This is a genomic window from Thioclava sp. F1Mire-8, assembly GCF_002213165.1.
Lineage (GTDB): Bacteria > Pseudomonadota > Alphaproteobacteria > Rhodobacterales > Rhodobacteraceae > Thioclava > Thioclava nitratireducens.
The window spans coordinates 182808-209151 of record NZ_NBNY01000004.1 but is presented as its reverse complement, the minus strand read 5'-3'; the positions used below and the strand labels follow the sequence as shown (position 1 = coordinate 209151).

Below are 26344 nucleotides of genomic sequence, written 5' to 3'. Positions count from 1 at the left end.
CATGAGCGAAGCGATGAAGCCGCTGATCTACTCGGCCTCCGAAGGTCCGCTGAGCCGCGCACAGGCAGAGATGGCCTTCGAAATCCTGTTCAACGGCGAAGCCTCTCCCGCGCAGGTCGGCGGCTTGTTGATGGCGCTGAGGGCGCGCGGGGAATCCGTGTCGGAATATGCCGCTGCCGCCGCCGCGATGCGCGCGAAATGCGTGCCGGTCAAAGCCCCCGAAGGCGCAATCGACATCGTCGGGACCGGCGGCGACGGGATGCACACGCTCAACATCTCGACGGCTGCGGCCTTCGTCGTGGCGGGCGCGGGCGTTCCGGTCGCAAAGCATGGCAATCGCGCGGCCTCGTCGAAATCGGGCACGGCGGATGTGCAGTCCGAGCTCGGCATTGACGTGATGGCGGGGCCGGAGGCGACAGAGCGCGGTCTGGCCGAGGCGAATATCGGCTTCATGATGGCGCAGATCCACCACCCCGCGATGCGTCATGTCGGGTCGGTGCGTCAGGAGTTGGGCTGCAAGACGATCTTCAACATCCTCGGCCCGCTGACCAACCCCGCAGGCGTGAAGCGACAGCTGACCGGGGCCTTCGCGCCCGACCTGATCTTCCCGATGGCCGAGACGTTGCAGATGCTCGGCTCCGAGAAGGCATGGCTTGTCCATGGCTCGGACGGCACCGACGAGATCACCATCTGCGGCACGACCGAAGTCGCCGCGCTGGAAAACGGCCGGATCGAGTCGATCCAGATCCACCCCGAGGATGCAGGGTTGCCCGTCCATCGCTTCCGCGATCTGATCGGCGGCACCGCAGCCGAGAACGCCGCCGCCCTGCGCGCACTGCTCGAGGGTGAGCCCTCGGCCTATCGCGACGCGGTGATCTTCAACGCCGCCGCCGCGCTCGTCGTGGCCGACAAGGTCTCGGACCTGAAATCCGGGGCGGAAATGGCGGCCGAGAGCATCGACAGCGGAAAGGCCAAGACCGCTCTGGAAACGCTGGCCCGCATCACGCAGGAGGTCGCCGGATGAGCACGATCCTCGACAAGATCAAGGCCTACAAGCTTGAAGAGATCAAAGCGGCCAAAGCCGCCCGCCCGCTGAGCGAGGTTGAAGCTCAGGCCATGGCGCAGGCGCCCACGCGCGGTTTTGCCAACGCCCTGACCGCGAAGGCGGAAACGGGGTACGGGCTGATCGCCGAGATCAAGAAGGCCTCGCCGTCCAAAGGACTGATCCGCCCCGATTTCGACCCGCCCGCGCTGGCCAAAGCCTATGAGGCAGGCGGCGCGGCCTGCCTGTCGGTGCTGACCGACACGCCGTCTTTTCAGGGCGCGCCGGAATTCCTGTCGGCGGCGCGTGCGGCCTGCTCGCTGCCCGCGCTGCGCAAGGATTTCCTCTATGACACCTATCAGGTCGCGGAGGCCCGCGCCTGGGGCGCCGATTGCATCCTGATCATCATGGCTTCGGTCGAGGATGATCTGGCGGCTGAGCTGGAAGACGCAGCCTTTGTTTGGGGCATGGATGTGCTGGTCGAAGTGCATGACATGGAAGAGACCGAACGCGCGCTCAAACACCTGAAGTCGCCGCTTCTGGGCGTGAACAACCGCAACCTGAAGACCTTCGAGGTCACGCTCGACGTGACCCGCGAACTTGCACCGAGCATCCTCGCCGAGGGCCGCGATCTGGTCTGCGAAAGCGGCATCTTCACCCGCGACGACATGGCCGCGATGGCCGAGGTCGGCGCGCGCCGCTTCCTGATCGGTGAAAGCCTGATGCGGCAGGACGATGTCGCGGGCGCCACCCGGACGCTTCTGGAGGTCGCATGAGCCTGTCGCATTTCGACAAGGACGGTCAGGCCCATATGGTCGACGTCTCGGATAAGGACGTGACCGACCGCATCGCCGTGGCCGAGGGGCGCGTGGTAATGCTGCCCGAGACGCTGGATTATGTCCTGAAGGGCACCGCGAAGAAGGGCGACGTTCTGGGCATCGCGCGGATCGCGGGCATCATGGCCGCGAAGAAGACCTCCGATCTGATCCCGCTCTGTCACCCGCTGCCGATCACCAAGGTCACGCTCGATCTGGAACCCGACGAGGCGCTGCCTGGTGTACGCATTCGCGCCACCGTGAAAACCTCGGGGCAGACCGGCGTCGAGATGGAGGCGCTGACCGCCGTGTCGGCGGCTGCGCTGACGGTCTATGACATGCTCAAGGCAGTCGAGAAATCCATGCAGATCGAGGGTATCCGCGTCGTGCTGAAAGACGGCGGGAAATCCGGCAAATACGAGGCTGAAGGGAGCGCAACATGAGCCTGTTGCCCGTCGAAGAAGCGCTTGAAAAGGTTCTGACGCTGGTCGAACCGCTGGGTACCGAACGCGTGAGCCTGCGTCATGCGCTCGGTCGTGTGATGGCGGAGCCCGCGACCGCGCAATTGACCCAGCCGCCCTTCTCGGGCTCGGCGATGGATGGCTATTGGCTCGACAAGGCCGACCACCTGCCCGGCGCGACGCTGACCGTCGAGGGCGAAGCCGCCGCGGGTCGCGGCTATGAGGGTCAGCCCAAGCCCGGCCAGGCGGTACGCATTTTCACCGGCGCGCCAGTGCCGGGGCCGAATGGCGTGGTCGTGCTGCAGGAGAACGTGACGCGCGAAGGCGAAACGATCACGCTGCCGCAAGAGATTGATAGCAATACCAATATCCGGCCGAAGGGCCAGGATTTCGCGCAAGGCGAGAGCTTCTGCCCCGACCGCCCGCTGACCGCGCGCGACCTCGGGCTGCTGGCGGCGATGAACGTGCCCGCCCTCACCGTGCGCCGCCGCCCCATCGTCGCGATCATCGCGACTGGCGACGAGTTGGTGATGCCGGGCGAAGAGCCGGGGCCGGACCAGATCATCTGCTCCAACAGCTTCATCGTCGCGGCATTGGCCGAGCGCATGGGCGCAGAAGCGCGCATGCTGCCGATCGCTCGCGACGACCGCGACAGTCTGCGCACCGTGTTCGACCTCGCGAAAGGCGCCGATATGGTGGTGACCTCCGGTGGCGCCTCGGTCGGCGCGCATGATCTTGTGGGCGACGTGGCCGAGGAACTGGGGCTCGAACGCAGCTTCTGGAAGATCGCGATGCGCCCGGGCAAGCCCTTGATGGCGGGCCGGATGGGCGAGGCCGCGATGCTGGGCCTTCCGGGCAACCCGGTCTCGGCAACGGTCTGTGCCGAACTGTTCCTGCGCCCGATGCTGCGCAAGCTTTCGGGCCTGCCGCCCGAAACGCGCGTGAAACAGGCAATCCTCGCGACCGATACCGGCCCCACCGGTCCGCGCACGCATTACATGCGCGCCACGCTCGTGCCCGGCGATCCCCTGCCCCGCGTCACGCCCTTCGACAACCAGGACTCCGCGATGCTGAGCCTCCTGTCGCAGGCCGATTGCCTGCTGATCCGCCCCATCGGCGACGGGCCGCGCAAGGCGGGCGAGACGGTCGAGATCCTGCCGCTCGACTGAGCCGCGCCCGCCTCGGCCGTTGACAGCCCCCGTGAACAAGGGTAGAACAATCCTTGAACATGTGCCTTGACCGGGGAACGGAGGGTCGCGGATGCTGACGCGCAAGCAACTGGAATTGCTGGAATTCATTCAGAAACGGATGATGAAGGACGGTGTTCCGCCCTCTTTCGACGAGATGAAGGACGCGCTGGACCTGCGCTCCAAGTCCGGTATCCACCGGCTGATCACCGCATTGGAAGAACGCGGCTTCATCCGCCGCCTCGCCCACCGGGCCCGCGCGATCGAGATCGTGAAACTGCCCGAGGCTCTCGAGAAGAAATTCGGCGCGCCAGCGACCGAGGATACAGGAAGCTTCGCGCCCAAAGTGATCGAGGGGGACAAGGCCGATCCGCCGCGCGGCGCGATGCCGGTTGACGTGATCCACGCGCTGGAACTGCCGGTGATGGGCCGGATCGCCGCCGGTGTCCCGATAGAGGCGATTTCGGAAGTTTCGCATCACGTCGCCGTTCCGGGCTCGATGCTGAGCGGACGCGGGGAGCATTACGCGCTCGAGGTCAAAGGCGACTCGATGATCGAGGCCGGGATCAACGATGGCGACGTCGTGGTGATCCGCGAACAGGGCACGGCGGATAACGGCGATATCGTGGTTGCCTTGGTCGAAGGCCATGAGGCCACGCTGAAGCGTTTCTACCGTCGCAGCGGAATGATCGCGCTGGAGGCCGCCAACCCGGCCTATGAGACGCGGCTGCTGCGCGACGATCAGGTGAAGGTGCAGGGTCGGCTCGTCGGGCTGATCCGCAGCTACTGACATCCATTGAGTTTCTGGAAAAGGGCGTCCTGCGGGGCGCTCTTTTTCATTTGCTGCGCCGGTGGCAGAGGGCGAAGCCTCCGGCGGGCATATTTGCGAAGAGCGAAGGTCAGGGGCGCGTCCAGAGACGGCGCCCCTTGACTTGCGCGGTCGTCGTGATTTCCCCGGCGGCACTGATCGCGACCGCGCCGGTTCCGCGCTGGCGCTGCGCGTCCCACAGATCGCAAGGGCCTGTGGCGCTGTCGAATTTGGCTGAGGTTACGACAATTCCGCCTTTGGCGCAGACCGCAGGCAGGGCGTCTTGCACGGCTTTTCCCGTGAAATGGGCAAGCTGCGCCCCGCGAAACTGCGCAATCCGCGCGCCGCGCGGCCCGGAGAATGCAGGCCGCGCGGCCGCCACCTCCAGCGTCGCCGCGTCGCCATCCGCCGCAAGCCAGCGGTCCGAGATGAACCCCGCGCCGGGTTTCGACAGAGCCCGGCCTAGCGGCGTCATCACCCCGACCTGCCGGCCCTCGGGTGCGATCAGAAGTGCAGGTCGCTCGTCGTCGGCGCGCAGCCAAAACACGCAAGCCGTCGCAATGAGGCCGATGCTCGCTGTCCGTCCCGCGCCGCGGGTCAGGATCAGCCCCAAGGCTCCAAGCGCGATCAGCGGCAGCACATAAGGCCCCGGTTGAACGATGGCGAGAACGGAGCCATCGAGGTCGCTGACCCATCGCGCGACGCGCAAGATCCACGCCGTACCCTGCCCCACCGCCCAAAGCGCGGGGCCGCTCAGACCGAAGGGGGCCAGCAGCGCCGCGAGGACCCCCATCGGCATGATCACCAGCCCCATTGCGGGCACCGCGAACAGGTTCGCCAGAACCCCGTATTCCGACAGCCGGTGGAACTGCGCGGCCACGATCGGCGCCGTAGCAGCGCCAGCGATGAGCGAGGTCGCGACCAGCATCAGCGCGGGCCGCAGAAGCCGCGGCAGGTAGCGCGCGGCGCGGGTCCACGGCCCGAGCATCACGATCAGCGCGGTCGTCGCCGCGAAGGACATCTGGAAGCCGGGCGCGGTCAGGCTCTCTGGTTGCCAGATCAGCAAGAGCGTGGCGGCGAGTGCAACGGTGCGCAGGCTCAGCGCACGACGGTCGAAAAGAACGGCGAGGAGCATGATCGACACCATGATCCAGGCCCGCTGGGTCGAGACCGCAGGCCCCGCGAGCCACAGATAGGCGCTGGCCGCGATCAGCGCCGCAATGGCGGCCAATTTCTTCGTGGGCCAGATCAGCGCAGGTCGGCCTGCCAGCGCCAGCCCGTAGCGCACGAGTCCAAAGACGAAACCCGCGAGGATTCCCATATGCAGCCCCGAGATCGCGATCAGATGCGCGAGGCCGGAGCGGCGCATAGCCTCGCGCGTGGCCTCGCTCAGACCCGAGCGGTCGCCGGTCATCAGCGCCGCGGCGACCGCGCCGGGCTGGCCCGCGATCCGCGCCTGAATCGCCGTCGAGAGCCGCATCCGCGCGCGATGCGCCGCCATCGCCCAATCACCGGGATCGGGCGGCGCGACCCGCATCACCGGCGCGCGGGTATAGCCGATCGCGCCGAGGCGATCGAACCAGGCGGTGCGGCGGAAATCGTAGTCCCGGGGCGCGGCTGGCGGCGGCGGGGGCGAGAGATTCGCCGTGAGCATGACCTGCGCGCCGGGTTCCGGGGTGAACTCGCTCTGATCGCCATGCAGCGTGACCCGGACCAGCGCGGGCGTATTTCCGGGGGCGCCCCGGTCGATCCGCACGTGATCCAGCGTCAGCCGGATCAGGTCCGAGCGCGCGCGGTCGATCTTCACGATCCGCCCGGCGACGGGGCCGTAATAGCGGTATTGCAGCACCGGCGCTGCGACGAGATGGGCGCGTAGCCCCGCCAGCAACAGGCCCAGAGCCGCGAGGGCAATGAGTGCCGCCGGCAGCCGAAACCATACCGCGCCACGCAGCCAAAGCGTCAGAGAGATCGCGCAGATCGCGAGCGCGGTCAGGTAGATAAGCCAGCCCGGCTCCACCTTGAGCGTGAAATACGCACCGACCCCGCCCCCGAGCGCCACCGGCATCCACAGGAAAAGCTGCGCCCGCGCCCGCACCAAGGCACCAAGCGGATCGGAGAGACCAGCGAAAAGCGCCGCGATCAGACGAGAGCTGCGGCCCGCGCCCTTTGCGCCCTCCGGCAGCGCCCAGTCGCCCGGTTCCGCATTGATCGCCATGCTTGTCCTCGGCCCCGTCCCTGCTTATGCATCGAGCCGAGAAAGCCTATGCGCTTGATGGTTTCCGAAAGGTAAAGGCGGGCCGGTGAGAGCCCGCGAAGAAAGGCTCCGACATGTCCGACCAGATTGTCACCCGTTTCGCCCCCTCGCCCACCGGCTATCTGCATATCGGCGGTGCGCGCACGGCGCTGTTCAACTGGCTCTATGCACGCGGGCGCGGCGGTAAATTCCTGCTGCGTATCGAGGATACCGACCGTGAACGCTCGACCCCGGAGGCGACGGCAGCGATCCTGCAGGGGCTCGAATGGCTGGGGCTCGACTATGACGGCGAGGTGGTGAGCCAAGCCGCGGGCGCGGCCCGCCATGCCGAGGTCGCCCATCAGATGCTGGAGAAAGGCCACGCCTACAAATGTTTCTCCACGCAGGAAGAGATCGCGGCCTTCCGCGAGGACCCGGCGAACAAGGGTCAGATGTTCCCCTCGCCGTGGCGCGATGCCGATCCCGCGACCCATCCGGACGCGCCCTACGTGATCCGGCTGAAAGCCCCTCGCGAGGGCACGACCGTGATCCAGGACGCGGTGCAGGGCGAAGTGACGATCCGCAACGATCAGCTCGATGACATGATTTGTTTACGTTCGGATGGCACACCGACCTACATGCTGGCCGTTGTCGTCGATGACCATGATATGGGCGTGACCCATGTGATCCGCGGGGACGACCATCTCGTCAATGCCGCGCGGCAGATGCTGGTCTATCGCGCGATGGGCTGGGACGTGCCGACCTTCGCGCATATCCCGCTGATTCACGGCCCCGACGGCAAGAAGCTGTCGAAGCGCCACGGCGCGGTGGGCCTCGAGCAGTATCAGGCGATGGGCTACCCGGCGACAGGCATGCGCAACTACCTCGCGCGGCTCGGCTGGAGCCATGGCGACGACGAATTCTTCACCGACGAACAGGCGAAGGAATGGTTCGACATCACCGGCATCAACAAGGCGCCGGCGCGGCTCGATTTCAAGAAGCTCGAGAATATCTGCGGCCAGCATATCGCGGTCACCGACGAGGCCAAATTGCTGCGCGAAATCGAAGGTTATCTCGCAGCTGCAGAAAAACCGTCGCTGGATGACGCACAGAAATCTGCGCTTATGCGCACGCTTCCCGTGGTAAAGGGATCAGCGAAACTTCTGCCGCAACTCATTGAAAAGGCACACTTCTCTCTGACGCAGCGCCCGATCGAGATCGAAGAGAAAGCGGCCAAGGCACTGGATGATGTATCCCGTGGTATACTGAGTGAATTGACCTTTGCGCTGCAACGCGCTAATTGGTCGCGGGAAGACCTGGAAGCCGCTGTCGGACAGGTTGCCGAAGCGCATGGGCTTGGCCTTGGGAAGGTCGCAGCTCCGATGCGGGCGGCCTTGGCGGGACGTGCGGCAACCCCCAGCGTATTCGATATGATGCTCGTTTTGGGCCGGGAGGAGACTCTGGCTCGACTCGACGATCAGGCGGCCTGAGGCCTGGCCGCCCTCTCCGGACGACTGTCCGGACGCGATAGACCGGCGCGGCCCAGCCGGAGGATGAAAGGGAATTTACATGGCAGACAACTCGAAGACCGCCACGCTCTCGCTTGACGGACAAACCTATGAGCTTCCCGTGCTCTCGCCCTCGGCTGGTCCCGACGTGCTCGATATCCGCAAGCTCTATGGCCAAGCCGACGTCTTCACCTACGATCCGGGCTTCACCTCGACCGCAGCCTGCGAATCCAAGATCACCTTCATCGACGGTGCCAAGGGTGAGCTGCTGTATCGTGGCTATCCGATCGACCAACTCGCGTCGAAGTCGCATTACCTCGAAGTGTGCTACCTGCTGCTCTACGGGGAACTGCCGACCAAGGCGCAGATGGAAGATTTCGAGTTCCGCGTGACGCGTCACACGATGATCCACGAGCAGATGAAGCAGTTCTTCCAGGGCTTCCGCCGTGACAGCCACCCGATGGCGACCATGGTCGGCGTCGTGGGCGCGCTGTCGGCCTTCTATCACGACAGCCTCGACATCTCGGACCCGTGGCAACGCGAAGTCGCCTCGATCCGCCTGATCGCGAAACTGCCGACGATCGCCGCGATGGCCTACAAGTATTCGATCGGTCAGCCCTTCGTCTATCCGAAGAACGAGCTGAGCTACGCCGAGAACTTCCTGCACATGTGCTTCTCGGTCCCGGCCGAAGACTACAAGATCGAGCCTGCGCTGGCCCGTGCGATGGACCGGATTTTCACGCTCCATGCCGATCACGAGCAGAACGCCTCGACCTCGACCGTGCGTCTGGCGGGCTCCTCGGGCGCGAACCCGTTCGCCTGTATCGCAGCCGGCATCGCCTGCCTCTGGGGCCCCGCCCACGGCGGCGCCAACCAAGCCTGCCTCGAGATGCTGCGCGAAATCGGCACCGTCGACCAGATCCCGGAATACATCAAGCGCGCCAAGGACAAGGACGATCCCTTCCGCCTGATGGGCTTCGGTCACCGCGTCTACAAGAACTTCGACCCGCGCGCGAAGGTCATGAAGGAATCGGCAGACGAGGTGCTCGACCTGCTCGGCATCCACGACAACGAGACGCTTCAGGTCGCCAAGGAACTGGAGAAGATCGCTCTGGAGGACGAATATTTCGTCTCCAAGAAGCTCTATCCGAACGTCGACTTCTACTCGGGCATCATCCTCGAGGCGATGGGCTTCCCGACCTCGATGTTCACCCCGATCTTCGCGCTGTCGCGCACCGTCGGCTGGATCTCGCAGTGGAAAGAGATGATCGAAGATCCGACCGGCAAGATCGGTCGCCCGCGTCAGCTCTATACCGGCGCGACCTACCGCGATTACGTCGATCTCGAGAAGCGCTGAGCATAGACCAGATCATTGCGGGCCGGAGGGGAAACCTTCCGGCCCGTTTTCCATTCTGCTACCCCGGTGACAGGGGACGGCGCCCCGCTTGGCTGCGCCGGCCTCCCCCCGGGATAATCACGAAAGAGCGAAGACATAGCTGACCGTCTGACATACCGCCCGCATCATTTTCTCTGCTCGCTCGGGTTCATGGGGAAGGGATATTCGGATGCCTTCACTGCGAACATGACCGAAATCGTCGAGGGGCGACTGCGGCGTGCGGAAGGGGCGGCGGTGGAGATCGAAGTGGTGGGCGCGGCCGATGACATCTGCGGTCCCTGCCCGTCGCGGCGCGGGTCCGGTTGCACCGGGCAGGCGAAGATCGACCGGCTGGATGCAGCCCATGCGAAGGCATTGGGAATTGCGCCGGGCGATGTGCTCAGCTGGGGCGAGGCGCTGGAGCGGATGGCCGCCCTGCCCGCCGATGTCCACCAGACGATCTGCGCCGAGTGCCAATGGCTGAGCGAGGGCATGTGCGAAGCCGCTCTCGCTCGGCTTCAGGGCAAAGCGTAACGCCATTCCCAGCCGGGGGCAGCGCTTCGATTTCGAGGCAGGGTTCCGCCGCGTCTGCGCGGCGCCGACCAGCTACCCGCGACGGCGAGTGGCGCAACCGCCATTGCGCAACATTGCTAAGCGGGCCGACTCGCCCGCGCGCAAATTCGCAAATCATCGGGAGAGGCTCGGATCGTGCATCTGACGCTTGCGCGAAGGCGGGCGTGGTGGCAAGAAACGCGCCATGAGCACGGATCAGACCCAAGACCCTTCGCAGGGCAAGAAACTGGCGCTAGTCACCGGCGCTTCGCGTGGCCTCGGCGGGGCGATTGCAGAGGCCTTGGCCGAAGACGGCTGGCATATCATGGCCGTCGCGCGGACCACCGGCGCGCTGGAAGAACTCGACGACCGGATTCAGGCGAAGGGCGGCACCGCTTCGCTCGGCCCGCTGGACGTGACCGACCCCGATCAGATGGCGCATCTCGCGCAGTCGATCGGCGCGCGCTGGGGCGGGCTCGATCTCTGGGTGCATACCGCGATCCATGCCGCGCCGCTCTCGCCGACGGGGCATATCGACGCCAAGGAACTGGCCAATTCGGTCAAGGTGAACGTGACCGCGACCGCGCAGCTGATCGGGCTGATCGAGCCGCTGCTGCTCGCCCGCCAAGGCACCGCGCTGGCCTTCGACGATCCGCGTGCGGGCCAGAAATTCTTCGGCATCTACGGGGCGACGAAAGCGGCACAGATGGCGATGCTGCGCTCGTGGCAGGCGGAGACCGTGAAGATCGGGCCGCGCGTGGTCATCGCCGAGCCTGCGCCGATGGCGACCGCCTTGCGCGGGCGGTTCTTCCCCGGCGAGGATCGCGACGCTCTCGCCGATCGCCATGCCGAAGCACGGCGTATCCTCGACACGCTCTGACGCCCCGGCCAAACGCCGCGGACCGCTTGGCCTGCGGCGCTTTGGCGACACATCCAGGCTGTTGCCTGCCCCCGCTTTACCCTTCATCCACTGCAAGGTAAGCATCGGGTGACGCGACGGGGAACTGGGGGCAACATGCGTATTCTCATCACCAATGACGACGGCATCGACGCGCCGGGTCTGGCCGTTCTTCTCGAGATCGCCGAAGAACTCGCAGGTCCCGATGGCGAGGTCTGGACGGTCGCGCCCGCCTTCGAGCAATCGGGCGTGGGCCATTGCATCTCCTACACCCGGCCGATGATGATCTCGAAGCTGGCCGAGCGCCGTTTCGCAGCCGAAGGCAGCCCCGCCGACTGCGTGATGGCCGGGCTTTACGACGTGCTGGAAGGGCAGCGGCCCGATCTGGTACTCTCGGGCGTGAACCGGGGCAACAACTCCGCCGACAACGCGCTCTATTCCGGCACGTTGGGCGGCGCGATGGAGGCGGCGCTGCAAGGCGTACCCGCGATTGCCCTGTCTCAATTCATCGGCCCCGAGGTCTTCAATGCCCCCGACATGTTCGAGGCGGCGCGGGTGCATGGCGCGGGGCTCGTGCGCAAGCTCCTCGATCAGGGCATCTGGGACGATGGCGATTACCGGGTGTTCTACAATGTCAATTTCCCGCCGGTGCTGGCAGCCGACGTCAAGGGCCACAAGGTCGCCGCCCAAGGCTTCCGCAAGGATTGCTTCTTCTCGACCGAGGCGCACCACGCGCCCTCGGGGCGGCGCTTCCTGTGGATCAAGGGTGGCCCGCAGCATACGCCGACGCAGCCGGGCACCGATGCCGCCGTCAACCTCGACGGCTATATCTCCGTCACGCCGATGCGCGCCGATCTGACGGCGCATGACGTGATCGCCGATCTGGAGGCCCGTCTGGGATGAGCGAGGATGCGGAAGAGGATCTGGCCGAGCGCAAGATGCGGTTCCTCTTCGCACTGCGCTCCAAGGGCGTGACCGACGCGCGCACGCTGCACGCGATGGAGGGGATCGACCGCGGCCAGTTTGTGCGCGGTATCTTCGCCGATCGTGCCTATGAGGACATGCCCCTGCCGATCGCCTGCGGACAGACCATCTCGCAACCTTCGATCGTGGGGCTGATGACCCAGGCTGCGGATGTCGGCTCGCGCGATACCGTGCTCGAGATCGGCACCGGATCGGGCTATCAGGCAGCCATCCTGAGTCAGCTCGCCCGACGGGTCTACACGGTGGATCGCCACAAGCGCCTCGTGCGCGAGGCCGAGGGCGTCTTCACGGCGCTGCGGCTCACCAATATCGTTGCGATTTCCGGCGACGGCTCGCATGGGCTGCCCGATCAGGCGCCCTTTGATCGAATCATCGTGACTGCCGCCGCGGAAGACCCTCCCGGGCCGCTCTTGGCCCAGCTGAAGATCGGGGGTATCATGGTTCTGCCCGTGGGCCAGTCGGACACGGTGCAAAGCCTGATCCGGGTGCGCCGGCTCGAGACGGGCTTCGATTACGAAGAATTGCGTCCGGTGCGCTTCGTCCCCCTTGTAGAGGGCGTGGCAAACGACTGAGTGGCAGGCAAGAACGGACCCCGTAGAGGTCTGAGAGACAGTGAGGACGAGCGGATGGCAACGAAGAATTCCCGGCTGCGGCTGATCCTGGCAGGTGGAGTCGCGCTGACGGCGCTGGCCGCCTGTAACCCGAACGGGTTCGATCTGGACATGCGCGGCTACGGCAATGGCGGGCTCGACACGAGCGCGGCTGCCCGGCAGGCCGTACAGGATCGCCCGCGCCCGAATGCGCAGGGCATTATCACCTACCCGAATTATCAGGTCGTCGTGGCGCGCCGCGGCGATACGGTCAACTCCGTCGCACAACGCATCGGCACCGATCCCGGCGCGCTGGCCCGCTATAACGCGGTCGCGCCCGACGCGGTGCTGAACGCGGGCGAAGTGCTGGCCCTGCCCAACAAGGTCGCGACGACAGCCGGCACCGCGGCGCCGGGCAATTCCAGTGCACTGACCTCGGAGACGATCGACATCACCTCGCTCGCGTCGAACGCGATCGACAAGGCGCAGGCGAACCAGCCCGCGACGGCGACCCCGGCTTCGGCCCCGGTCTCCACAACCAGCCCCGAGCCGATCCGCCACAAGGTCGCGCGTGGCGAGACCGCCTACTCCATCGCGCGCTACTATTCGGTGCCGGTGAAGGCACTGGCCGAATGGAACGGGCTACCCAACGATCTGCGCGTGCGTGAAGGTCAGATGCTGATCATCCCGGTCGCCTCCGGCCGCCAACCTCCGAAGGTCGAGACCGCTACGGCTACGACGGCGCCCGGCACCGGCTCGCCGACCCCCGTGCCGCCCTCCGCGGCAGAGCCCCTGCCCGACAAGACGCCGCCGAAAGCCTCCGAGCCGGTCAAGACGCAGACCCCGGACATGAGCACCGATCGCACCAAGGCGTCGGACACGTCGAAGATGATGATGCCGGTTCCCGGCTCGATCATCCGCCCCTACAAGAAGGGCAAGAACGACGGTGTCGATATCTCCGCGTCGGCCGGAACTGCGGTCAAAGCCGCCGAGAGCGGCACCGTGCTGCTGATCAGCCAGGACACCGACGATGTCGCCTTCCTCGCGATCAAGCATCCCGACAATCTGGTGACGGTCTATTACAACGTGACCGGCATCACGGTGAAGAAAGGCGCGAGCGTCAAGCGCGGCCAGACCATCGCGAAGGTCGCGTCCGGCGATCAGGGCTATCTACATTTCGAGGTCCGCAAGGGCATCGATTCCGTCGATCCGATGCCGTACCTCAATTGATCTTGCGCGGCGGGCCGGAGATATTCCGGTCCGCCCGCGCCCCTGCCCGCCTAGCCCGCAACAGGCGCGAGCAGCAGACAGCTCTCGCTGTTGAGCACCCCCGGAATTTCCCGAATATCGCGCAAGGCCCGGTCGAACTCGCCCAGAGTCTCGGCCCGGATTTCCGCCACCAGATCCCAGTTTCCATTGGTCGCGAAAACAGTCGTGACCTCCGGGATCCGGTGCAGCGCCCGGATCACAGCGCGCGACATCTTGCCCTGTAACTCGACCAGCGTGATCGCACGCACCTGCCCCTCGACATCGGTCTCGGTCTCGATGGTAAAGCGCCGGATCTGCCCTGACGCCACCAGCGCCTCCAGCCGGGCGCGTGCTGTGGTGCGCGACACCCCCACCTGCAGCGCAAGATCAGTCACCGAGAGCCGCGCGTCCGCCCGCAATGCGGTCAGGATCGCGCGGTCCGTATCGTCGAGCTGCATCGCCCCTCCGTTTTGATCAATCAATTAGCCAAACTGATCAAATTTAGTTCCGATTTGCGCAAATTGACAAGCGAAACCTCTGCGCCATTTCGTCAGACTGAGTCCAACAAGGGAGATCACGATGACACGCACAGTATCGATTCTGGGCGCGCCTATTCAAACTGGCGCTTCGCAACCCGGCTGCATCATGGGACCGGCCAGCCTGCGCATCGCGGGTCTGGGCGATATCCTGACCGAGCTGGGCTGGGAGGTTAACGATCTGGGCGACCTGTCGATCCCGGCGCAAGACCCTGTGCCGCACAAGAACCCCGCGATCCACGATCTGGCCGAGACCCGCGCCTGGATCGAGGCGTTGTCGGACGCAGCCTTCGACGCCGCGCAGAAGCACGACCGCCCGATCTTCATCGGTGGCGACCACGCGCTGGCTGCCGGCACGCTGAGCGGGCTGGCACGTCATGCGAAAACCCAGGATCGCCCGCTTTTCGTTCTGTGGCTCGATGCCCACCCGGACCTGCACACGCTGGAAACCACGACCAGCGGCAACCTGCATGGCACGCCCGTGGCCTACGTCACGGGACAGCCGGATTTCGAGGCCTTCCCGCCGCTGGAAGCCAGCATCGATCCCAAGAACTTCTGCATGATGGGCATCCGCTCTGTCGATCCGGCAGAGCGCGAGCGCATCAAGCAGATCGGCTTGGAAGTCCATGACATGCGCGCCATCGACGAGACCGGCGTGCTGGCTCCGCTGCGCGCCTTCCTTGACCGCGTGCGCGAAGCCAACGGCCTTCTGCATGTCAGCTTCGACGTCGATTTCCTAGACCCCGGGATCGCGCCCGCCGTGGGCACGACCGTGCCGGGCGGCGCCACGTTCCGCGAGGCGCATCTGATCATGGAAGAGGTCGGCGACAGCGACCTCGTCACTTCGCTCGACATTGTCGAGCTTAACCCCTTCCTCGACGAACGCGGCCGCACGGCGAAACTGCTGTGCGACCTCGCGGCCAGCCTCTTCGGCCGCCGCGTTCTTGACCGCATGACACGGAGTTTTTGATGGACAAGTCCCCGCTCGCCCCCTCCGAACTGGCCTTCGTGCCCTTCGTTTCCGTCGCCAACATGATGAAGCTGGTGAACGAGATCGGCCCCGAACAGGTGATGCGCGACCTCGCCGCCTATATCGAAGAGGATTTCCGCCGCTGGCCGGATTTCGACAAGACGCCGCGCGTCGCGAGCCATTCTGCGGAGGGCGTGATCGAGTTGATGCCGACCGCGGATAGCGAAAATTACGGTTTCAAATACGTCAACGGGCACCCCAAGAACGGCCGCACCGGGCACCAGACCGTGACGGCGTTCGGTGTGCTGTCCTCGGTCGCGACGGGCTATCCGCTGCTGATGACCGAGATGACGATACTGACCGCACTGCGCACCGCCGCCACCTCGGCGCTGGTGGGCAAATACCTCGCCCCGAAGGGCGCGACGGTGATGGGCATGATCGGCAATGGCGCGCAATGCGAGTTTCAGGCGCTGGCCTTCCGCGCGATCTGCGGCATCGACACATTACGGCTTTACGACATCGACCCGAGCGCGACCGAAAAAGCCGCGAAGAACCTGATCGCCCAAGGCTTCAACGTCACCAAATGCCGCTCCGGCGAGGAAGCGGTCGAAGGCGCGCAGGTCATCACCACCTGCACCGCCGACAAGCAATATGCGACGATCCTGACCGACAACATGGTCGGCTCGGGCATCCACATCAACGCGATCGGCGGCGACTGCCCCGGCAAGACCGAACTGCATCGCGACATCCTCACCCGCTCGGAGATTTTCGTCGAATACCCGCCGCAGACCCGCATCGAGGGCGAGATTCAGGCGCTCGACGAGGATCACTCGGTGACCGAGTTGTGGAAGGTCATGCGCGGTGAGGCCGAGGGCCGCCGCGACGCGAAACAGATCACGCTGTTCGATAGCGTGGGCTTCGCGATCGAGGATTTCAGCGCGCTGCGCTACATCCATGACCGCGTGAAGGGTGGCGATTATGCGCAGATGCTCGATCTTATGGCAGACCCCGACGATCCGCGCGATTTGTTCGGGATGCTGACGCGGGCGGGCTGAGCCCGCTTGCGCTTGACGCGCGCGCGTGGCACCGAAAGCGAAACGCCCCTTTCAGACGAGAGCGCGACATGACCGACAAGACCCACCCCTATGCGGGCGACGGCAGACACACCGACAGCTACTACGCGGCTTCGGCCAACCCGGCCCCGCTCCGTCCGGAACTGGAAGGCGCGGTGGAGGCCGATATCTGCGTCGTGGGCGCGGGCTTTTCGGGCCTCTCGACCGCGCTGCATCTGGCCGAAAAGGGCTATAGCGTCACCGTCGTGGAAGGCGCACGCATCGGCTGGGGCGCTTCGGGCCGCAATGGCGGTCAGGTCGTCAACGGGCTGAACGCGAGCCTCGACGTGATCGAGAGCCGCTACGGACAGGACACCGCGAATTTCGTCGCCGGTCTGGTGATGGAAGGCGGCGACATCATCCGCGAGCGCGTCGCGACCTACGACATCCGATGCGACCTGAAGCCCGGCAACGTCTTCGCGGGGCTCACCGGCAAGCATATGCAGGAGCTGGAAGCGCGCTGGAAACTCTGGCGCAGCTACGGCATCGAAAGCCAGGAGATGCTGAGCCGCGAGCAGATGCGCGAGCACGCGGCTTCCGACCTCTATGCGGGCGGCATGATCGACCACAAGGGCGGCCATCTGCATCCGCTGAACCTCGCGCTTGGCGAGGCGGCGGCGGTGGAGAAACTGGGCGGCACGATCTACGAGATGTCCCCCGTCAATTTCGTCGACACCGAAGCCACGCGCCCGGTGATCAGGACCGCGAAGGGGCAGATCACCGCGAAGACGCTGGTTCTGTGCGGCAACGCCTATCTCGGCCATGTCGTGCCCACGCTGGAGCGCCGTGTGATGCCCGTCTCGACGCAGGTGATGGCGACCGAGCCGCTGGGCGAGGCCAAGGCACGCGAATTGATGCCGTCAGATGTCTGCATCGAGGACGTTCGCTACATCCTCGACTATTACCGCATGTCCGCCGACAACCGCCTGCTGTTTGGCGGCGGCACGGTCTATGGCGGGGCAGACCCGAAAGATATCAAGGCGAAGCTCTGGAAGAACCTCGAGAAAGTCTTCCCGCAGCTCAAAGGCACCAAGATCGACTACGCGTGGTCGGGCAATTTCGCGCTCTCGTTCAGCCGCGTGCCGCAGATGGGCCGGATCGGGCAGAACACCTATTTCGCGCATGGCTATTCCGGCCACGGCGTCACCGGGTCGCATACTTTCGGGCGCATCCTGTCGGAGGCGATCAACGGCGACCTGACCCGGTTCGATACGTTCGCGAAACTGCCGTGGATTCCGTTTCCCGGCGGGCGCACTTTCCGCGTGCCCTACTCCGTCGCGGGGTCGTGGTGGTATGCTCTGCGCGATCGGCTGGGGGTGTAAGCCCCCTACCCGCGCCTTGGACGATGCGGAGGGACGCGCTTACAGCGCGATCCCGCGCCGTCCGGCCAGATCGGTGAAATACTGCCATGCCACGCGGCCCGAACGCGCCCCGCGCGTGGCCTGCCATTCGATGGCTTCGGCGCGCAACTCCTCGTCGGAGATCTCTACACCATAGCTGTCGCAATAGCCGCGGATCATCGTGAGATACTCGTCTTGGCTGCAGGGATGGAAGCCCAGCCACAGCCCGAACCGATCGGACAGCGAGACTTTCTCCTCCACCGCTTCGGAGGGGCTGATCGCAGTCGAACGCTCGTTCTCGATCATGTCGCGCGGCATCAGGTGACGCCGGTTCGACGTGGCATAGAGGATCACGTTCGCGGGCCGCCCCTCAATCCCGCCATCCAGCACCGCCTTGAGCGATTTGTAATGCTGGTCGTCATGACTGAACGACAGGTCGTCGCAGAACAGGATGAAGCGCATCTCCGGCGCGTCGCGCAGATGCGCGAGCAGACGCCCGACAGACGGCAGATCCTCGCGCGCAAGCTCCACCAGTTTGAGCGGCAGCCCCTCGGCCACCGCCGCCGCATGGGCCGCCTTCACGAGCGAGGATTTCCCCATCCCGCGCGCGCCCCAGAGAAGCGCATTATTCGCCGCCGCACCGCGCGCAAACTGCAGCGTGTTGGCCAGCAGCGTATCGCGCGAGCGGTCGATGCCGTGCAGCAGGCTCAGGTCGACGCGGTTCACCTGAGGCACGGGCTCCAGCCGATCCGGCGCGGTGTGCCAGATGAAGGCGCTGGCCGAGGCGAAATCCGGCGCGGGCTGTGGCGCGGGCGAGAGCCGCTCCAGTGCCGTGGCGATCCGGGTCAGCGTCGCGTCATTCATCCCTTGGTATCCTCGTCGTCTTCGTCTTCATCCCATTCGTCGGGATCGATCCAGGTGCCTTCGGCGCGCATTCGAGCTTCACGGGTCTTCTCGATCCGCTTCACGAGTTGGATGGATATCTCGTAGAGACCGTAGACCACCGAGAACAGGATGACCTGGGAAATTACGTCCGGAGGCGTCGCGATCGCGGCCACGACAAGGATCGCGACCACGGCGTATTTGCGCATATTCGCGAGGCCTTGCGAGGAGACCAGACCCGCCTTGCCCATCAGCGACAGCAGGACGGGCAGCTGGAAGCAGATCCCGAAGGCCATGACGAACTTGATCGTCAGGTTGAGATATTCCTGCACCGAGCCCTGGAAGCCGATGGCGGCCATCTCGTTCGCGCCGGACGTCGCGCCGATCTCGCCCTGCTGGAAGCCGAGGAAGAAGTTAAAGGCCAGCGGCAGGATGATGTAATAAGCGAACGCCGCGCCAAGGAAGAACATCACCGGCGAGGCGATCAGAAACGGCAGAAACGCGTTCTTCTCGTTGCGGTAAAGGCCCGGCGCCACGAAACGCCACATCTGGTAGGCGATGATCGGGAATGCCAGGGCGAAACCGCCGAGGAAGGAAATATTGATCGCGACGAAGAAACCTTCCTGCAGCTTGATCAGATAGAGGCCGCATTGCTCGCCGCGCGATTCCAGCGCCGAACAGACCGGCCGGGTCAGGAAGTTGAAGATCGGGTTCCAGACCGTGTAGCAGACCACCATCGCCGCGATGAAGGCCCCCAGCGAATAGAGGATGCGCGTGCGCAGTTCCGCGAGGTGTTCGATCAGCGGGGCGGCGCTGTCCTCGATTTCGTCATGGTCGCTCATGCGTCACCCTTCTTCGCGGCGGGTTTCTTCGCCGCCGTCTTCTTGGCCGCCGGTTTGGCACCGGTTTTCGCGGCAGGTTTACTGCTCGACTTGGTCGCCGGCTTGGGGCTGGATTTCGCTGCGGTCGAAGCGCCCGTCTTCGCGCCAGTCTTGGCCGCGGTCTTCGACGCGGCTTTCTTCGCAGCGGGCTTGGCCGCCGGCTTGCTTGCCGTCTTGGAAGTCTCGGGTTTGGCCGTCTCGGCCGGGGTCGCCTCGGGTTGGGCAGCCTCGGGCTTGGGCGGCTCCGCCTCGGGATCGGGCTTGAGCGAGGTCCGCTCGGACCGGCCCGGCTCCCATTTCTCGAAAGCGTCGGTCGCCTTTTCCAGCGCGTCGAGCCCGAGCGACTTCTTCGAGGCCAGCGATTTCAGGTCGCGCACGGAGCCCGCGGCCTCGTCGAGCCCGGTATCCTTCGCCGCATCTTCCATCGCCCGCGAGAATTCGCGCGCCATCGACTTGGCCTTCGCGGTGATGCGGCCAAGCTGGTGGAACATCTTGGGCAGATCCTTCGGCCCCACTACGATCAGCGCCACGACGCCGATCAGCAGAAGCTCGCTCCAACCGATGTCTAACATGAGTGCTCAGGCCTCCGGCCAAATGAGGACGCAAAGGCAAACGGGCATCAGCCCGCAACCCCTAAAAGCGATCAGGCTCAGGCCTTGTCTTTTTCTTTCTGAACTTCGTCAGCCGGGGTCACGTCGCGTGCCTCGTCGACGGAGCCGTCTTCGATTTCCTTCGTGCCGTCGCTCACGCCTTTCTTGAAGGCGGTGATGCCTTTGCCGACTTCACCCATGAGCGAGGAAATCTTGCCGCGGCCGAAAAGAACCAGAACCACGACGGCGATCAGAAGCAGACCGGGAAGGCCGATATTGTTGAGCATTGTTGTCTCTCCTCTGGTCACGGGCCCGCCGCCCGCGCCTTATGTCGGTCCCGAGTTTTAGGATCATGCGGGCCTCAATCCTAGACCGATTCCGCCCAAACGGCGCTGTGAGGCGCAGATTACTGACAGTTCATTGTCAGTTGCCCCGCCCCGCGCTACCCTTAGTTTGACCTCACGGGAGAGACCCATGACCCGCGACGAGCGGCTGCAACAGATCATCGCCATCCTGCGCGACGGCAAGATGCACCGTGCCAGCGATCTGGCAGAGCGGCTGGGAGTCTCGGTCCGCACGATCTGGCGCGACATGGCGGAAATCTCGGCCTATGGCGTGCCGGTCGAGGGCGAACGCGGCGTCGGCTATATCCTGCGCCGGGCGGTTGGCTTGCCGCCTCTTGTGCTGACCCGCGAGGAGTTGGCCGCGCTCGATCATCTGCTCGATCTCGCCGAGGCGATGGAGGATCCGCGCCTTGCCGGAGGCGCCGCGAGCCTGGCCGCGAAAATCCGTGCCGCCCTGCCCTCCGCGCCGCCCGAGCCGTCTGCCGAAGACGCCGGGGAAAGGCTGGCGGGCGGTCGGGGATGAGGCTAGGCTCGACTGCGAAACTTGGAAGGGATGCCCCTGCGTGATCGGTGCCGAATACATCACTGCTTTCGTGACACTTTTCGTCATCATCGATCCGATCGGGCTGGCCCCGGTCTTCATCGCACTGACCTTGGGTGAAAGCCATCGCGCGCGACTGCGCATCGCCCTGCGCGCCCTCATCATAGCCGCCGTGCTGCTGACCTTGTTCGGCATTTTCGGTGACAAGATTCTCGCCGGGATCGGCATCTCCATGCCCGCATTCCGCATCGCGGGCGGGGTGCTGCTGTTCCTCACCGCGCTCGACATGCTGTTCGAACGCCGCACCAAACGCCGCGAGGCGCAGGGCGAGGAGCATGAGGCCGACCCCGAAACAGACCCTTCTGTATTCCCTCTGGCGACGCCCCTTCTCGCCGGGCCCGGCGCGATGGCGACGATGATCCTGCTGGCCGGCCGCGAGGGCGGCGACTGGCTGCATGTCGTGGTCATCATCGCGATGATGCTGCTGGTGCTTTGCTGCGTCTTCGTGATGTTCCTGCTCGCCACGCCGATTGAGCGCGCGCTGGGTCGCACCGGCACGATGGTCGTCACCCGGCTTCTGGGGATGCTGTTGGCGGCGCTGGCGATCCAGTTCATCCTCGACGGGCTGCATGGCGCGGGGCTGATGGGCGGGAGTCCGGTAAGCTGAGGCAATCCGCCCTCTGGGAAAGCCGCGCAAGCGATCCTATCTGAATTAGGTTGGTAGGGGTAACGAGGATCATGGTCGAGACGATCATCAGCGAGAATTGGGGACGGCTGGTCTATCTGGGCCTCCTGCTCGTCGCCGTGGGCGGGTATTTCCTGCTGGAAATCCGCCGCCGTCCAGGTCGCACGCTGCAACAGGCCGCGATCTGGGGGCTGATCTTTCTGGGCACGCTCGCCGCCGTGGGGCTTTGGACCGACATCCAGCGACAGGTCTCGATCCCCGATGAGGCCGTGATGCGTGATGGGCGGATCGAAGTGCCGCAAGCGCCCGACGGGCATTACTACCTCACCGCCGAGGTCAACGGCACGCCGATCCGCTTCGTCGTCGATACCGGCGCGAGCCAGATCGTCCTGACCCAGCGCGCCGCCGAGCGCGCGGGCATCAAGACCGCCGATCTCGCCTATATCGGGCAGGCGCGCACAGCCAACGGCATCGTCGCGACCGCGCCGGTGCGGCTAGAGCGCTTCGATTTGGGCCCGATCCACGACAGCAACCTGCGCGCCGTGGTCAATCGCGGATCGATGGACACGTCATTGCTGGGGATGACCTACCTCACCCGCTTCGCGAAAGTGGAATTCGCGCGGGGCACGCTGATCCTCGAACGCTAAGCGGACCCGGCCCTCAATCGCCGTGATCGTGCCTTTTTTGCGCCTCAATCTTTGTCGAGGGTCCCAAGGTGGCCGCCGTTCAGGCTCGGCCCTCCAGGCTTCGTTACGAGGAAAACGCCCATGGTTGCCTTCGACACCCTCGCGCTTGCGATCATCACCGTCGCCGTCATCCGCGAAGCCTATCTCCGTCTGCGCCCGATGATGCGCTCTGCCGAAGCAGAGCGCGGCTAAGCTAGCCTTTCACCAGAACCGCGAGATCGGCCACATTCGTGCCGGTCGCCCCCGTCATCAGCAGCGCATCCGCCGCCTGCAGGACGTGATAGCTGTCATTGCGGGCGAGCGCCGCGTCGCAGTCGACGCCAGCCGCCCGCGCCGCCGCGCAGGTCCCCGGCCCCACCAGACCGCCCGCCGCATCCGTCGGCCCATCGCGGCCATCGGTACCGCCCGACAGGAAGCGCCAATCACCCTCGAGACCCGCCGCCTCCGCCGCACAAGCCACCCGCAGCGCGAGTTCCTGATTGCGACCGCCCAGCCCGTCACCCTTGATCGTCACGGTGGTCTCCCCGCCCATGACCAAAGCGCCTGAGGGCATATCGCGCAGCAGAGCCACGATCTGCGGCGCAAGGTCGGCCACGTCCCCGTCGAGCGCGAAGGGCGCGGCCTCGGCTCCGGCCGACACCATCGCCGCGACCGACAGCCCGTTCGCCCCGATCAGACGGTTGCGCGCCGCAGGCAGAGCTGGCTCCGGGCCGGAGGCTTCCAGATGCGCCCGCACAGGCGCGGGCAAAGCGTCCCAGATCCCGAGATCACGGCACAGCCGCGCTGCCTCGGCCCGCGTGCCGATCGGCTGGACAGTGGGCCCCGAGGCGATGACGCGCAGATCATCGCCCGGCACATCTGAAAGGATCAGCCCCGTCACGGGGGCCGCGCAGGCCAACAGCCAGCCGCCGCCCTTGAGCTGCGACAGCTGCTGGCGGATCAGGTTCATCTGCGTGATATCGGCCCCGCAACCGAGGAGAAGTCGGCTGACCTCGGCTTTGTCCGACAGGCTCAGCCCCTCTGCTGGTGCGACCGCGAGCGCGGAGCCGCCACCGGAAATCAGCGCCAGAACACGATCCTCCGGGCCACAGGCTTGCAGGCACTCCAGGATCGCGCGCCCGGCCCGTTCACTGCCCTCCCCCGGCACAGGGTGATCGCCCGCGATCAGCGTGACACCCGCACGAGGCGCCGCCGCTTCGGCATTCTCGGGATTGGTCACGACGAGCGCTTGCGCATCTTCGGGCAAAGCCTCCAGCGCCGCAGCACTCATAGCCAGCGCCGCCTTGCCGAGCGCGATCACCTGCCAGCGCCCGCCCGGCCCCGGCGGGGTCTCCATCGCCCATCCCATCGCGCGGGACACACCCGCCGCTGGATCGGCCGCCTTCACTCCGATATCGAACAGCTCGCGTGCGCGTGCATCCAGATCCATGCCCTCTCCCTTCGCTTTTTCCCAACTATGCCCGGGGGGCGCCGGGGTGCAAGTGCGCCAGGCGAAGGCAGTCCTCGCGGTGGCGCAGAAACGAAAAGACGCCCGCGGGGAGCGCGGGCGTCGAAACACGATCAGGCGGAAGGGCCCTGTCGGTTTAAGTGAGCGGGAGCCGAGGCCCCCGCCCGGGGAGGGTCTTAGCCACCTTGGCTTTCGATATAGGCGAGCACCGCCTTGACGTCTTCGGGGTCCTTCAGGCCGGCGAAGGACATCCGGTTCTTCGGAATGTAGCCCTTCGGGTCGGCGAGATATTCCTCGACTGTCTGTTCGGTCCAGATCAGACCGTCTTCACCGTGCTGCTTCATCGCGCTCGAGTATTTGAACCCATCAGCCGTCCCGGCCTGACGACCGATCAGGTTGTTGAGCACCGGGCCGACGCGGTTCTTCGCATCTTCGCCGACTTGGTGGCAGGCCTTGCACTTCTTGAAGACCTTCTCGCCAGCCTCGACAAGCGCCGGATCGGCAGAGAGCGTCTCCTTCGGCTCGGAGGTGGTTTTCTCCACCTGCGCCGCCGCCGGAGCGTCCTGCGCCATCGCCTCGGCCGCGTCGCTCTGGGTAGCGTCGCCTGCGACGACGACGTCGGCCGGAGCGCTATCGTCCGCAGCCGCCGTATCTTCGCCGCCGCCTTGGTTGGGCGTCACGTCGAGCACGGTGGCTTTCTTGGTGATGTGCACGTCGGTCTTACAGTCGCTCATGCAAGCGGCTTCCGAAAACTTCGGCACTTCGACCTCGTCGCGGTTATCCACGATGAACCCGTCCGCGTTCGGCATCTCCACGTCGAGGAAGTTATCCTTCGTGAGGACGAAATCGTCTTCCACGAGGTAGTTCGAGTAGAGAATGTAGGCGACGATGGCATAGGTCTCGTCGACGGTCAGCGTTTGCGCGTTGCCGAACGGCATCGAGCGGTGCGCATAGTCCCAGACGGTGGACAGGTAGGGCCAGTAGGAACCGACGGTTTTCACCGGATCCTTATTGGCCAGCGTCCCTTCGCCCCCGGCCAGTTTCGGCCAGTTGTCGACGCCCTCGGCGAAGTCGCCATGGCAGACCGCGCAGTTGTCGGCGAAGATCTTTTCACCGTCGGCGACCGAACCCGAGCCTTCGGGAAGGTTCTTGCCATCGGGGAAGACCTCGACGGTCCAGGCGTTGATTTCCTCGGGCAGCGCTTCGCGTCCCAGACCGAATTTCTCGGCCAGGGCGGGCGTCGCGACGAGCGGAGCGGCCAGAAGCGTGGCCAGCAGCAGATTACGACGACACTTCGACATTCTCGGACTCCCCGTTTTCCTTGACCCACCAGGTCTGGATACCGTTGTTGTGATAGACCGAATTCTCCCCGCGGATCGCGCGCAGCGCGTCCTTGGTCGGCTGAACGTAGCCGGTGGAATCGGTAGCGCGGGACTGCAGGAGCATTTCCGAACCGTCCCAGTCGATCTCGAGATAGAAGCGCGAGACCGCCTTGTCGGCGCCCGGCTCGGCCAGACGGGCCTCTTGCCAGTTCGCGCCGCCGTCGAGCGAAACGTCGACCTTGGTGATGTGACCGCGACCCGACCAGGCCATGCCGGTGATGACCAGCGGACCCTTGCCGTGCTTGATCGGCATCTGCGGGCTGGGCGAGGTGACGACCGATTTGGCGTCCATGACCCAGGTCCACTTGCGCGACGTGCCGTCGGCGAGCGTGTCGGTGTATTTCGAGGTTTCTTCGCGCGACTGCACGGCCTCGTCGGTGACTTCGAGACGACGCAGCCACTTCACCCACATGTTGCCTTCGAAACCCGGAACCACGAGGCGCACCGGATAACCGTGCTCCTTGCGCAGCGCCTCGCCATTGGCCTTGATGGCTACGAGACAGTCGTCGAGCGCTTTCTCCAGCGGGATCGAGCGGCCGTTCGAGGACGCGTCGGCGCCTTCGGCATAGACCCACTTGTCCTTGATCTGGTCGCCGAGATTGGTGATCCCCGCTTCTTCGAGCAGCGTCCGCAGCGGGATGCCCGAATATTGCATGTTGTGGATCATGCCCTGGGTGAACTGCGCGCCATTGAGCTGCGCACCGGCCCATTCCATGCCCGAGTTCGCGGCGCATTCGAGGAAGTAAGTGCGGTTCACACGCGGGAAACGCTCCAGATCCTCGTAGGTGAAGACCAGCGGCTTGTCGACGAGGCCGTTGATCATCAGGCGGTAGTCTTCCTTCTTCAGTTCGATCGCGCCCGAATGGTGACGCTCGAAGGCGCAGCCGGTGGGAGTGATCGTGCCGTCGAGGGCGTGGATCGGCGTAAAGTTGATCGACGAGATCACGTCCGCGGTCAGCCAGCCGACATTGCGGCGGATGACGTCATCTTCGAATTCGATCGGCAGGCCGTAGGGGGTGGCATCGACGCCGTCGCCCCAGCCCGAAGCCCAAGGCTGAACTTCGGTGATCAACGGATCGGGTTGCTGTTCTGCGCGCGCGGCACCAGCCCCTGCGGCCATCGCACCGACCGCAGCCCCTGCGCGGAGGAATCCGCGGCGGCTGAGGGCGGCATTGGTGGCCGGGTTGCCCTGGCGTTCCTTGTCGTCCATGTGTTTTCCTCCAGTCTCTAACCCCTGCGGGGCGTAA

27 protein-coding genes are annotated in these 26344 nt (G+C 65.3%); 18 read left to right on the top strand and 9 right to left on the bottom strand.

Annotation, left to right across the window (positions count from 1 at the left end; translation table 11 throughout):
* Nucleotide 1 precedes the first annotated feature (1 nt).
* From trpD to lexA, 5 genes are all read left to right on the top strand, one after another.
* Nucleotides 2–1024, top strand: coding sequence for an anthranilate phosphoribosyltransferase (gene trpD, locus B6V75_RS14650; protein WP_075775656.1), 1023 nt, complete (start codon nucleotides 2–4; stop codon nucleotides 1022–1024).
* Nucleotides 1021–1818, top strand: a complete 798-nt coding sequence (trpC, locus tag B6V75_RS14645) for an indole-3-glycerol phosphate synthase TrpC (protein ID WP_088720179.1) — start codon at nucleotides 1021–1023, stop codon at nucleotides 1816–1818. The genes trpD and trpC overlap by 4 nt, the downstream gene beginning before the upstream one ends.
* Nucleotides 1815–2300, top strand: a complete 486-nt coding sequence (gene moaC, locus B6V75_RS14640; protein ID WP_075775658.1) for a cyclic pyranopterin monophosphate synthase MoaC — start codon at nucleotides 1815–1817, stop codon at nucleotides 2298–2300. The genes trpC and moaC overlap by 4 nt, the downstream gene beginning before the upstream one ends.
* 2 nt (nucleotides 2301–2302) lie before the next feature.
* The gene (gene glp, locus B6V75_RS14635; protein ID WP_088720305.1) at nucleotides 2303–3487 is read left to right on the top strand and encodes a gephyrin-like molybdotransferase Glp; all 1185 of its coding nucleotides are present in this window, start codon (nucleotides 2303–2305) and stop codon (nucleotides 3485–3487) included.
* Nucleotides 3488–3578: 91 nt separating this feature from the next.
* Nucleotides 3579–4295, top strand: a complete 717-nt coding sequence (lexA, locus tag B6V75_RS14630; protein ID WP_075775659.1) for a transcriptional repressor LexA — start codon at nucleotides 3579–3581, stop codon at nucleotides 4293–4295.
* Nucleotides 4296–4404: 109 nt separating this feature from the next.
* On the opposite strand, the gene B6V75_RS14625 is transcribed toward lexA, so the two are convergent.
* On the bottom strand, nucleotides 4405–6528 hold the full coding sequence (locus B6V75_RS14625) for a ComEC/Rec2 family competence protein (protein ID WP_088720178.1): 2124 nt from the start codon (nucleotides 6526–6528) through the stop codon (nucleotides 4405–4407).
* Between the two features lie 113 nt (nucleotides 6529–6641).
* On the opposite strand from B6V75_RS14625, the gene gltX reads away from it, so the two are divergent.
* The 7 genes from gltX to B6V75_RS14590 all read left to right on the top strand — a co-directional run bounded on the left by gltX (nucleotide 6642) and on the right by B6V75_RS14590 (nucleotide 13683).
* Nucleotides 6642–8036 (top strand): glutamate--tRNA ligase, encoded by a 1395-nt coding sequence (gltX, locus tag B6V75_RS14620; protein WP_088720177.1) that lies wholly within the window; start codon nucleotides 6642–6644, stop codon nucleotides 8034–8036.
* Between the two features lie 79 nt (nucleotides 8037–8115).
* Nucleotides 8116–9411, top strand: a complete 1296-nt coding sequence (gltA, locus tag B6V75_RS14615) for a citrate synthase (protein WP_075775661.1) — start codon at nucleotides 8116–8118, stop codon at nucleotides 9409–9411.
* A gap of 189 nt (nucleotides 9412–9600) precedes the next feature.
* Nucleotides 9601–9963, top strand: coding sequence for a DUF1284 domain-containing protein (locus tag B6V75_RS14610; RefSeq protein ID WP_088720176.1), 363 nt, complete (start codon nucleotides 9601–9603; stop codon nucleotides 9961–9963).
* A gap of 223 nt (nucleotides 9964–10186) precedes the next feature.
* Complete coding sequence (locus tag B6V75_RS14605) at nucleotides 10187–10861, top strand: SDR family oxidoreductase (protein WP_088720175.1); 675 nt, start codon at nucleotides 10187–10189, stop codon at nucleotides 10859–10861.
* Nucleotides 10862–10996: 135 nt separating this feature from the next.
* Entirely contained in the window at nucleotides 10997–11782 is a 786-nt protein-coding gene (surE, locus tag B6V75_RS14600; protein ID WP_088720174.1) for a 5'/3'-nucleotidase SurE, read from the top strand.
* Complete coding sequence (locus tag B6V75_RS14595; RefSeq protein WP_075775665.1) at nucleotides 11779–12435, top strand: protein-L-isoaspartate(D-aspartate) O-methyltransferase; 657 nt, start codon at nucleotides 11779–11781, stop codon at nucleotides 12433–12435. Before surE ends, B6V75_RS14595 begins: the two co-directional genes overlap by 4 nt.
* Before the next feature lie 54 nt (nucleotides 12436–12489).
* Nucleotides 12490–13683 (top strand): LysM peptidoglycan-binding domain-containing protein, encoded by a 1194-nt coding sequence (locus B6V75_RS14590; RefSeq protein ID WP_088720173.1) that lies wholly within the window; start codon nucleotides 12490–12492, stop codon nucleotides 13681–13683.
* 50 nt (nucleotides 13684–13733) lie between these two features.
* On the opposite strand, the gene B6V75_RS14585 is transcribed toward B6V75_RS14590, so the two are convergent.
* Nucleotides 13734–14159: an Lrp/AsnC family transcriptional regulator gene (locus tag B6V75_RS14585; protein WP_075775667.1), complete on the bottom strand. Its 426-nt coding sequence runs from the start codon at nucleotides 14157–14159 to the stop codon at nucleotides 13734–13736.
* Nucleotides 14160–14280: 121 nt separating this feature from the next.
* On the opposite strand from B6V75_RS14585, the gene rocF reads away from it, so the two are divergent.
* The 3 genes from rocF to B6V75_RS14570 all read left to right on the top strand — a co-directional run bounded on the left by rocF (nucleotide 14281) and on the right by B6V75_RS14570 (nucleotide 17641).
* Nucleotides 14281–15207: an arginase gene (gene rocF / locus B6V75_RS14580; protein WP_088720172.1), complete on the top strand. Its 927-nt coding sequence runs from the start codon at nucleotides 14281–14283 to the stop codon at nucleotides 15205–15207.
* On the top strand, nucleotides 15207–16262 hold the full coding sequence (locus B6V75_RS14575; RefSeq protein ID WP_088720171.1) for an ornithine cyclodeaminase: 1056 nt from the start codon (nucleotides 15207–15209) through the stop codon (nucleotides 16260–16262). The genes rocF and B6V75_RS14575 overlap by 1 nt, the downstream gene beginning before the upstream one ends.
* Before the next feature lie 68 nt (nucleotides 16263–16330).
* A complete protein-coding gene (locus tag B6V75_RS14570) occupies nucleotides 16331–17641 on the top strand; it encodes an FAD-binding oxidoreductase (protein WP_088720170.1) in 1311 nt (436 codons plus the stop codon).
* Between the two features lie 39 nt (nucleotides 17642–17680).
* Here the strand turns inward: B6V75_RS14570 and B6V75_RS14565 are convergent, their stop codons facing one another.
* The 4 genes from B6V75_RS14565 to B6V75_RS14550 all read right to left on the bottom strand — a co-directional run bounded on the left by B6V75_RS14565 (nucleotide 17681) and on the right by B6V75_RS14550 (nucleotide 20299).
* Entirely contained in the window at nucleotides 17681–18523 is an 843-nt protein-coding gene (locus B6V75_RS14565; protein ID WP_075775671.1) for an ATP-binding protein, read from the bottom strand.
* Nucleotides 18520–19383, bottom strand: coding sequence for a twin-arginine translocase subunit TatC (tatC, locus tag B6V75_RS14560; RefSeq protein ID WP_075775672.1), 864 nt, complete (start codon nucleotides 19381–19383; stop codon nucleotides 18520–18522). The genes B6V75_RS14565 and tatC overlap by 4 nt, the downstream gene beginning before the upstream one ends.
* On the bottom strand, nucleotides 19380–19994 hold the full coding sequence (tatB, locus tag B6V75_RS14555) for a Sec-independent protein translocase protein TatB (RefSeq protein WP_088720169.1): 615 nt from the start codon (nucleotides 19992–19994) through the stop codon (nucleotides 19380–19382). The genes tatC and tatB overlap by 4 nt, the downstream gene beginning before the upstream one ends.
* Before the next feature lie 77 nt (nucleotides 19995–20071).
* Nucleotides 20072–20299 (bottom strand): twin-arginine translocase TatA/TatE family subunit, encoded by a 228-nt coding sequence (locus B6V75_RS14550; RefSeq protein ID WP_075775674.1) that lies wholly within the window; start codon nucleotides 20297–20299, stop codon nucleotides 20072–20074.
* A 187-nt stretch (nucleotides 20300–20486) separates the two neighbouring features.
* On the opposite strand from B6V75_RS14550, the gene B6V75_RS14545 reads away from it, so the two are divergent.
* The 3 genes from B6V75_RS14545 to B6V75_RS14535 all read left to right on the top strand — a co-directional run bounded on the left by B6V75_RS14545 (nucleotide 20487) and on the right by B6V75_RS14535 (nucleotide 22229).
* Nucleotides 20487–20879: an HTH domain-containing protein gene (locus B6V75_RS14545; RefSeq protein WP_088720168.1), complete on the top strand. Its 393-nt coding sequence runs from the start codon at nucleotides 20487–20489 to the stop codon at nucleotides 20877–20879.
* 40 nt (nucleotides 20880–20919) lie between these two features.
* Complete coding sequence (locus tag B6V75_RS14540; RefSeq protein ID WP_075775676.1) at nucleotides 20920–21564, top strand: MarC family protein; 645 nt, start codon at nucleotides 20920–20922, stop codon at nucleotides 21562–21564.
* Nucleotides 21565–21635: 71 nt separating this feature from the next.
* On the top strand, nucleotides 21636–22229 hold the full coding sequence (locus B6V75_RS14535) for a TIGR02281 family clan AA aspartic protease (RefSeq protein ID WP_088720167.1): 594 nt from the start codon (nucleotides 21636–21638) through the stop codon (nucleotides 22227–22229).
* Between the two features lie 232 nt (nucleotides 22230–22461).
* Here B6V75_RS14535 and B6V75_RS14530 read toward each other — a convergent pair whose 3' ends face one another.
* From B6V75_RS14530 to soxC, 3 genes are all read right to left on the bottom strand, one after another.
* On the bottom strand, nucleotides 22462–23697 hold the full coding sequence (locus B6V75_RS14530; RefSeq protein ID WP_088720166.1) for a DUF4147 domain-containing protein: 1236 nt from the start codon (nucleotides 23695–23697) through the stop codon (nucleotides 22462–22464).
* 194 nt (nucleotides 23698–23891) lie between these two features.
* On the bottom strand, nucleotides 23892–25016 hold the full coding sequence (locus B6V75_RS14525; protein ID WP_075775679.1) for a c-type cytochrome: 1125 nt from the start codon (nucleotides 25014–25016) through the stop codon (nucleotides 23892–23894).
* Entirely contained in the window at nucleotides 24997–26307 is a 1311-nt protein-coding gene (soxC, locus tag B6V75_RS14520; protein ID WP_075775680.1) for a sulfite dehydrogenase, read from the bottom strand. The genes B6V75_RS14525 and soxC overlap by 20 nt, the downstream gene beginning before the upstream one ends.
* Nucleotides 26308–26344 lie beyond the last annotated feature (37 nt).

Bases quoted from the DNA above. Each gene is read 5' to 3' on its own strand.
- B6V75_RS14550 (WP_075775674.1), bottom strand. From the start codon at position 20,299: ATGCTCAACAATATCGGCCTTCCCGGTCTGCTTCTGATCGCCGTCGTG.
- B6V75_RS14575 (WP_088720171.1), top strand. From the start codon at position 15,207: ATGGACAAGTCCCCGCTCGCCCCCTCCGAACTGGCCTTCGTGCCCTTC.
- B6V75_RS14585 (WP_075775667.1), bottom strand. From the start codon at position 14,159: ATGCAGCTCGACGATACGGACCGCGCGATCCTGACCGCATTGCGGGCG.
- trpC (WP_088720179.1), top strand. From the start codon at position 1,021: ATGAGCACGATCCTCGACAAGATCAAGGCCTACAAGCTTGAAGAGATC.
- gltX (WP_088720177.1), top strand. From the start codon at position 6,642: ATGTCCGACCAGATTGTCACCCGTTTCGCCCCCTCGCCCACCGGCTAT.
- B6V75_RS14565 (WP_075775671.1), bottom strand. From the start codon at position 18,523: ATGAATGACGCGACGCTGACCCGGATCGCCACGGCACTGGAGCGGCTC.
- rocF (WP_088720172.1), top strand. From the start codon at position 14,281: ATGACACGCACAGTATCGATTCTGGGCGCGCCTATTCAAACTGGCGCT.
- tatC (WP_075775672.1), bottom strand. From the start codon at position 19,383: ATGAGCGACCATGACGAAATCGAGGACAGCGCCGCCCCGCTGATCGAA.
- tatB (WP_088720169.1), bottom strand. From the start codon at position 19,994: ATGTTAGACATCGGTTGGAGCGAGCTTCTGCTGATCGGCGTCGTGGCG.
- B6V75_RS14545 (WP_088720168.1), top strand. From the start codon at position 20,487: ATGACCCGCGACGAGCGGCTGCAACAGATCATCGCCATCCTGCGCGAC.
- B6V75_RS14605 (WP_088720175.1), top strand. From the start codon at position 10,187: ATGAGCACGGATCAGACCCAAGACCCTTCGCAGGGCAAGAAACTGGCG.
- moaC (WP_075775658.1), top strand. From the start codon at position 1,815: ATGAGCCTGTCGCATTTCGACAAGGACGGTCAGGCCCATATGGTCGAC.
- soxC (WP_075775680.1), bottom strand. From the start codon at position 26,307: ATGGACGACAAGGAACGCCAGGGCAACCCGGCCACCAATGCCGCCCTC.
- gltA (WP_075775661.1), top strand. From the start codon at position 8,116: ATGGCAGACAACTCGAAGACCGCCACGCTCTCGCTTGACGGACAAACC.
- B6V75_RS14525 (WP_075775679.1), bottom strand. From the start codon at position 25,016: ATGTCGAAGTGTCGTCGTAATCTGCTGCTGGCCACGCTTCTGGCCGCT.
- surE (WP_088720174.1), top strand. From the start codon at position 10,997: ATGCGTATTCTCATCACCAATGACGACGGCATCGACGCGCCGGGTCTG.
- B6V75_RS14570 (WP_088720170.1), top strand. From the start codon at position 16,331: ATGACCGACAAGACCCACCCCTATGCGGGCGACGGCAGACACACCGAC.
- B6V75_RS14625 (WP_088720178.1), bottom strand. From the start codon at position 6,528: ATGGCGATCAATGCGGAACCGGGCGACTGGGCGCTGCCGGAGGGCGCA.
- B6V75_RS14595 (WP_075775665.1), top strand. From the start codon at position 11,779: ATGAGCGAGGATGCGGAAGAGGATCTGGCCGAGCGCAAGATGCGGTTC.
- lexA (WP_075775659.1), top strand. From the start codon at position 3,579: ATGCTGACGCGCAAGCAACTGGAATTGCTGGAATTCATTCAGAAACGG.
- trpD (WP_075775656.1), top strand. From the start codon at position 2: ATGAGCGAAGCGATGAAGCCGCTGATCTACTCGGCCTCCGAAGGTCCG.
- B6V75_RS14590 (WP_088720173.1), top strand. From the start codon at position 12,490: ATGGCAACGAAGAATTCCCGGCTGCGGCTGATCCTGGCAGGTGGAGTC.
- B6V75_RS14530 (WP_088720166.1), bottom strand. From the start codon at position 23,697: ATGGATCTGGATGCACGCGCACGCGAGCTGTTCGATATCGGAGTGAAG.
- B6V75_RS14535 (WP_088720167.1), top strand. From the start codon at position 21,636: ATGGTCGAGACGATCATCAGCGAGAATTGGGGACGGCTGGTCTATCTG.
- B6V75_RS14610 (WP_088720176.1), top strand. From the start codon at position 9,601: ATGGGGAAGGGATATTCGGATGCCTTCACTGCGAACATGACCGAAATC.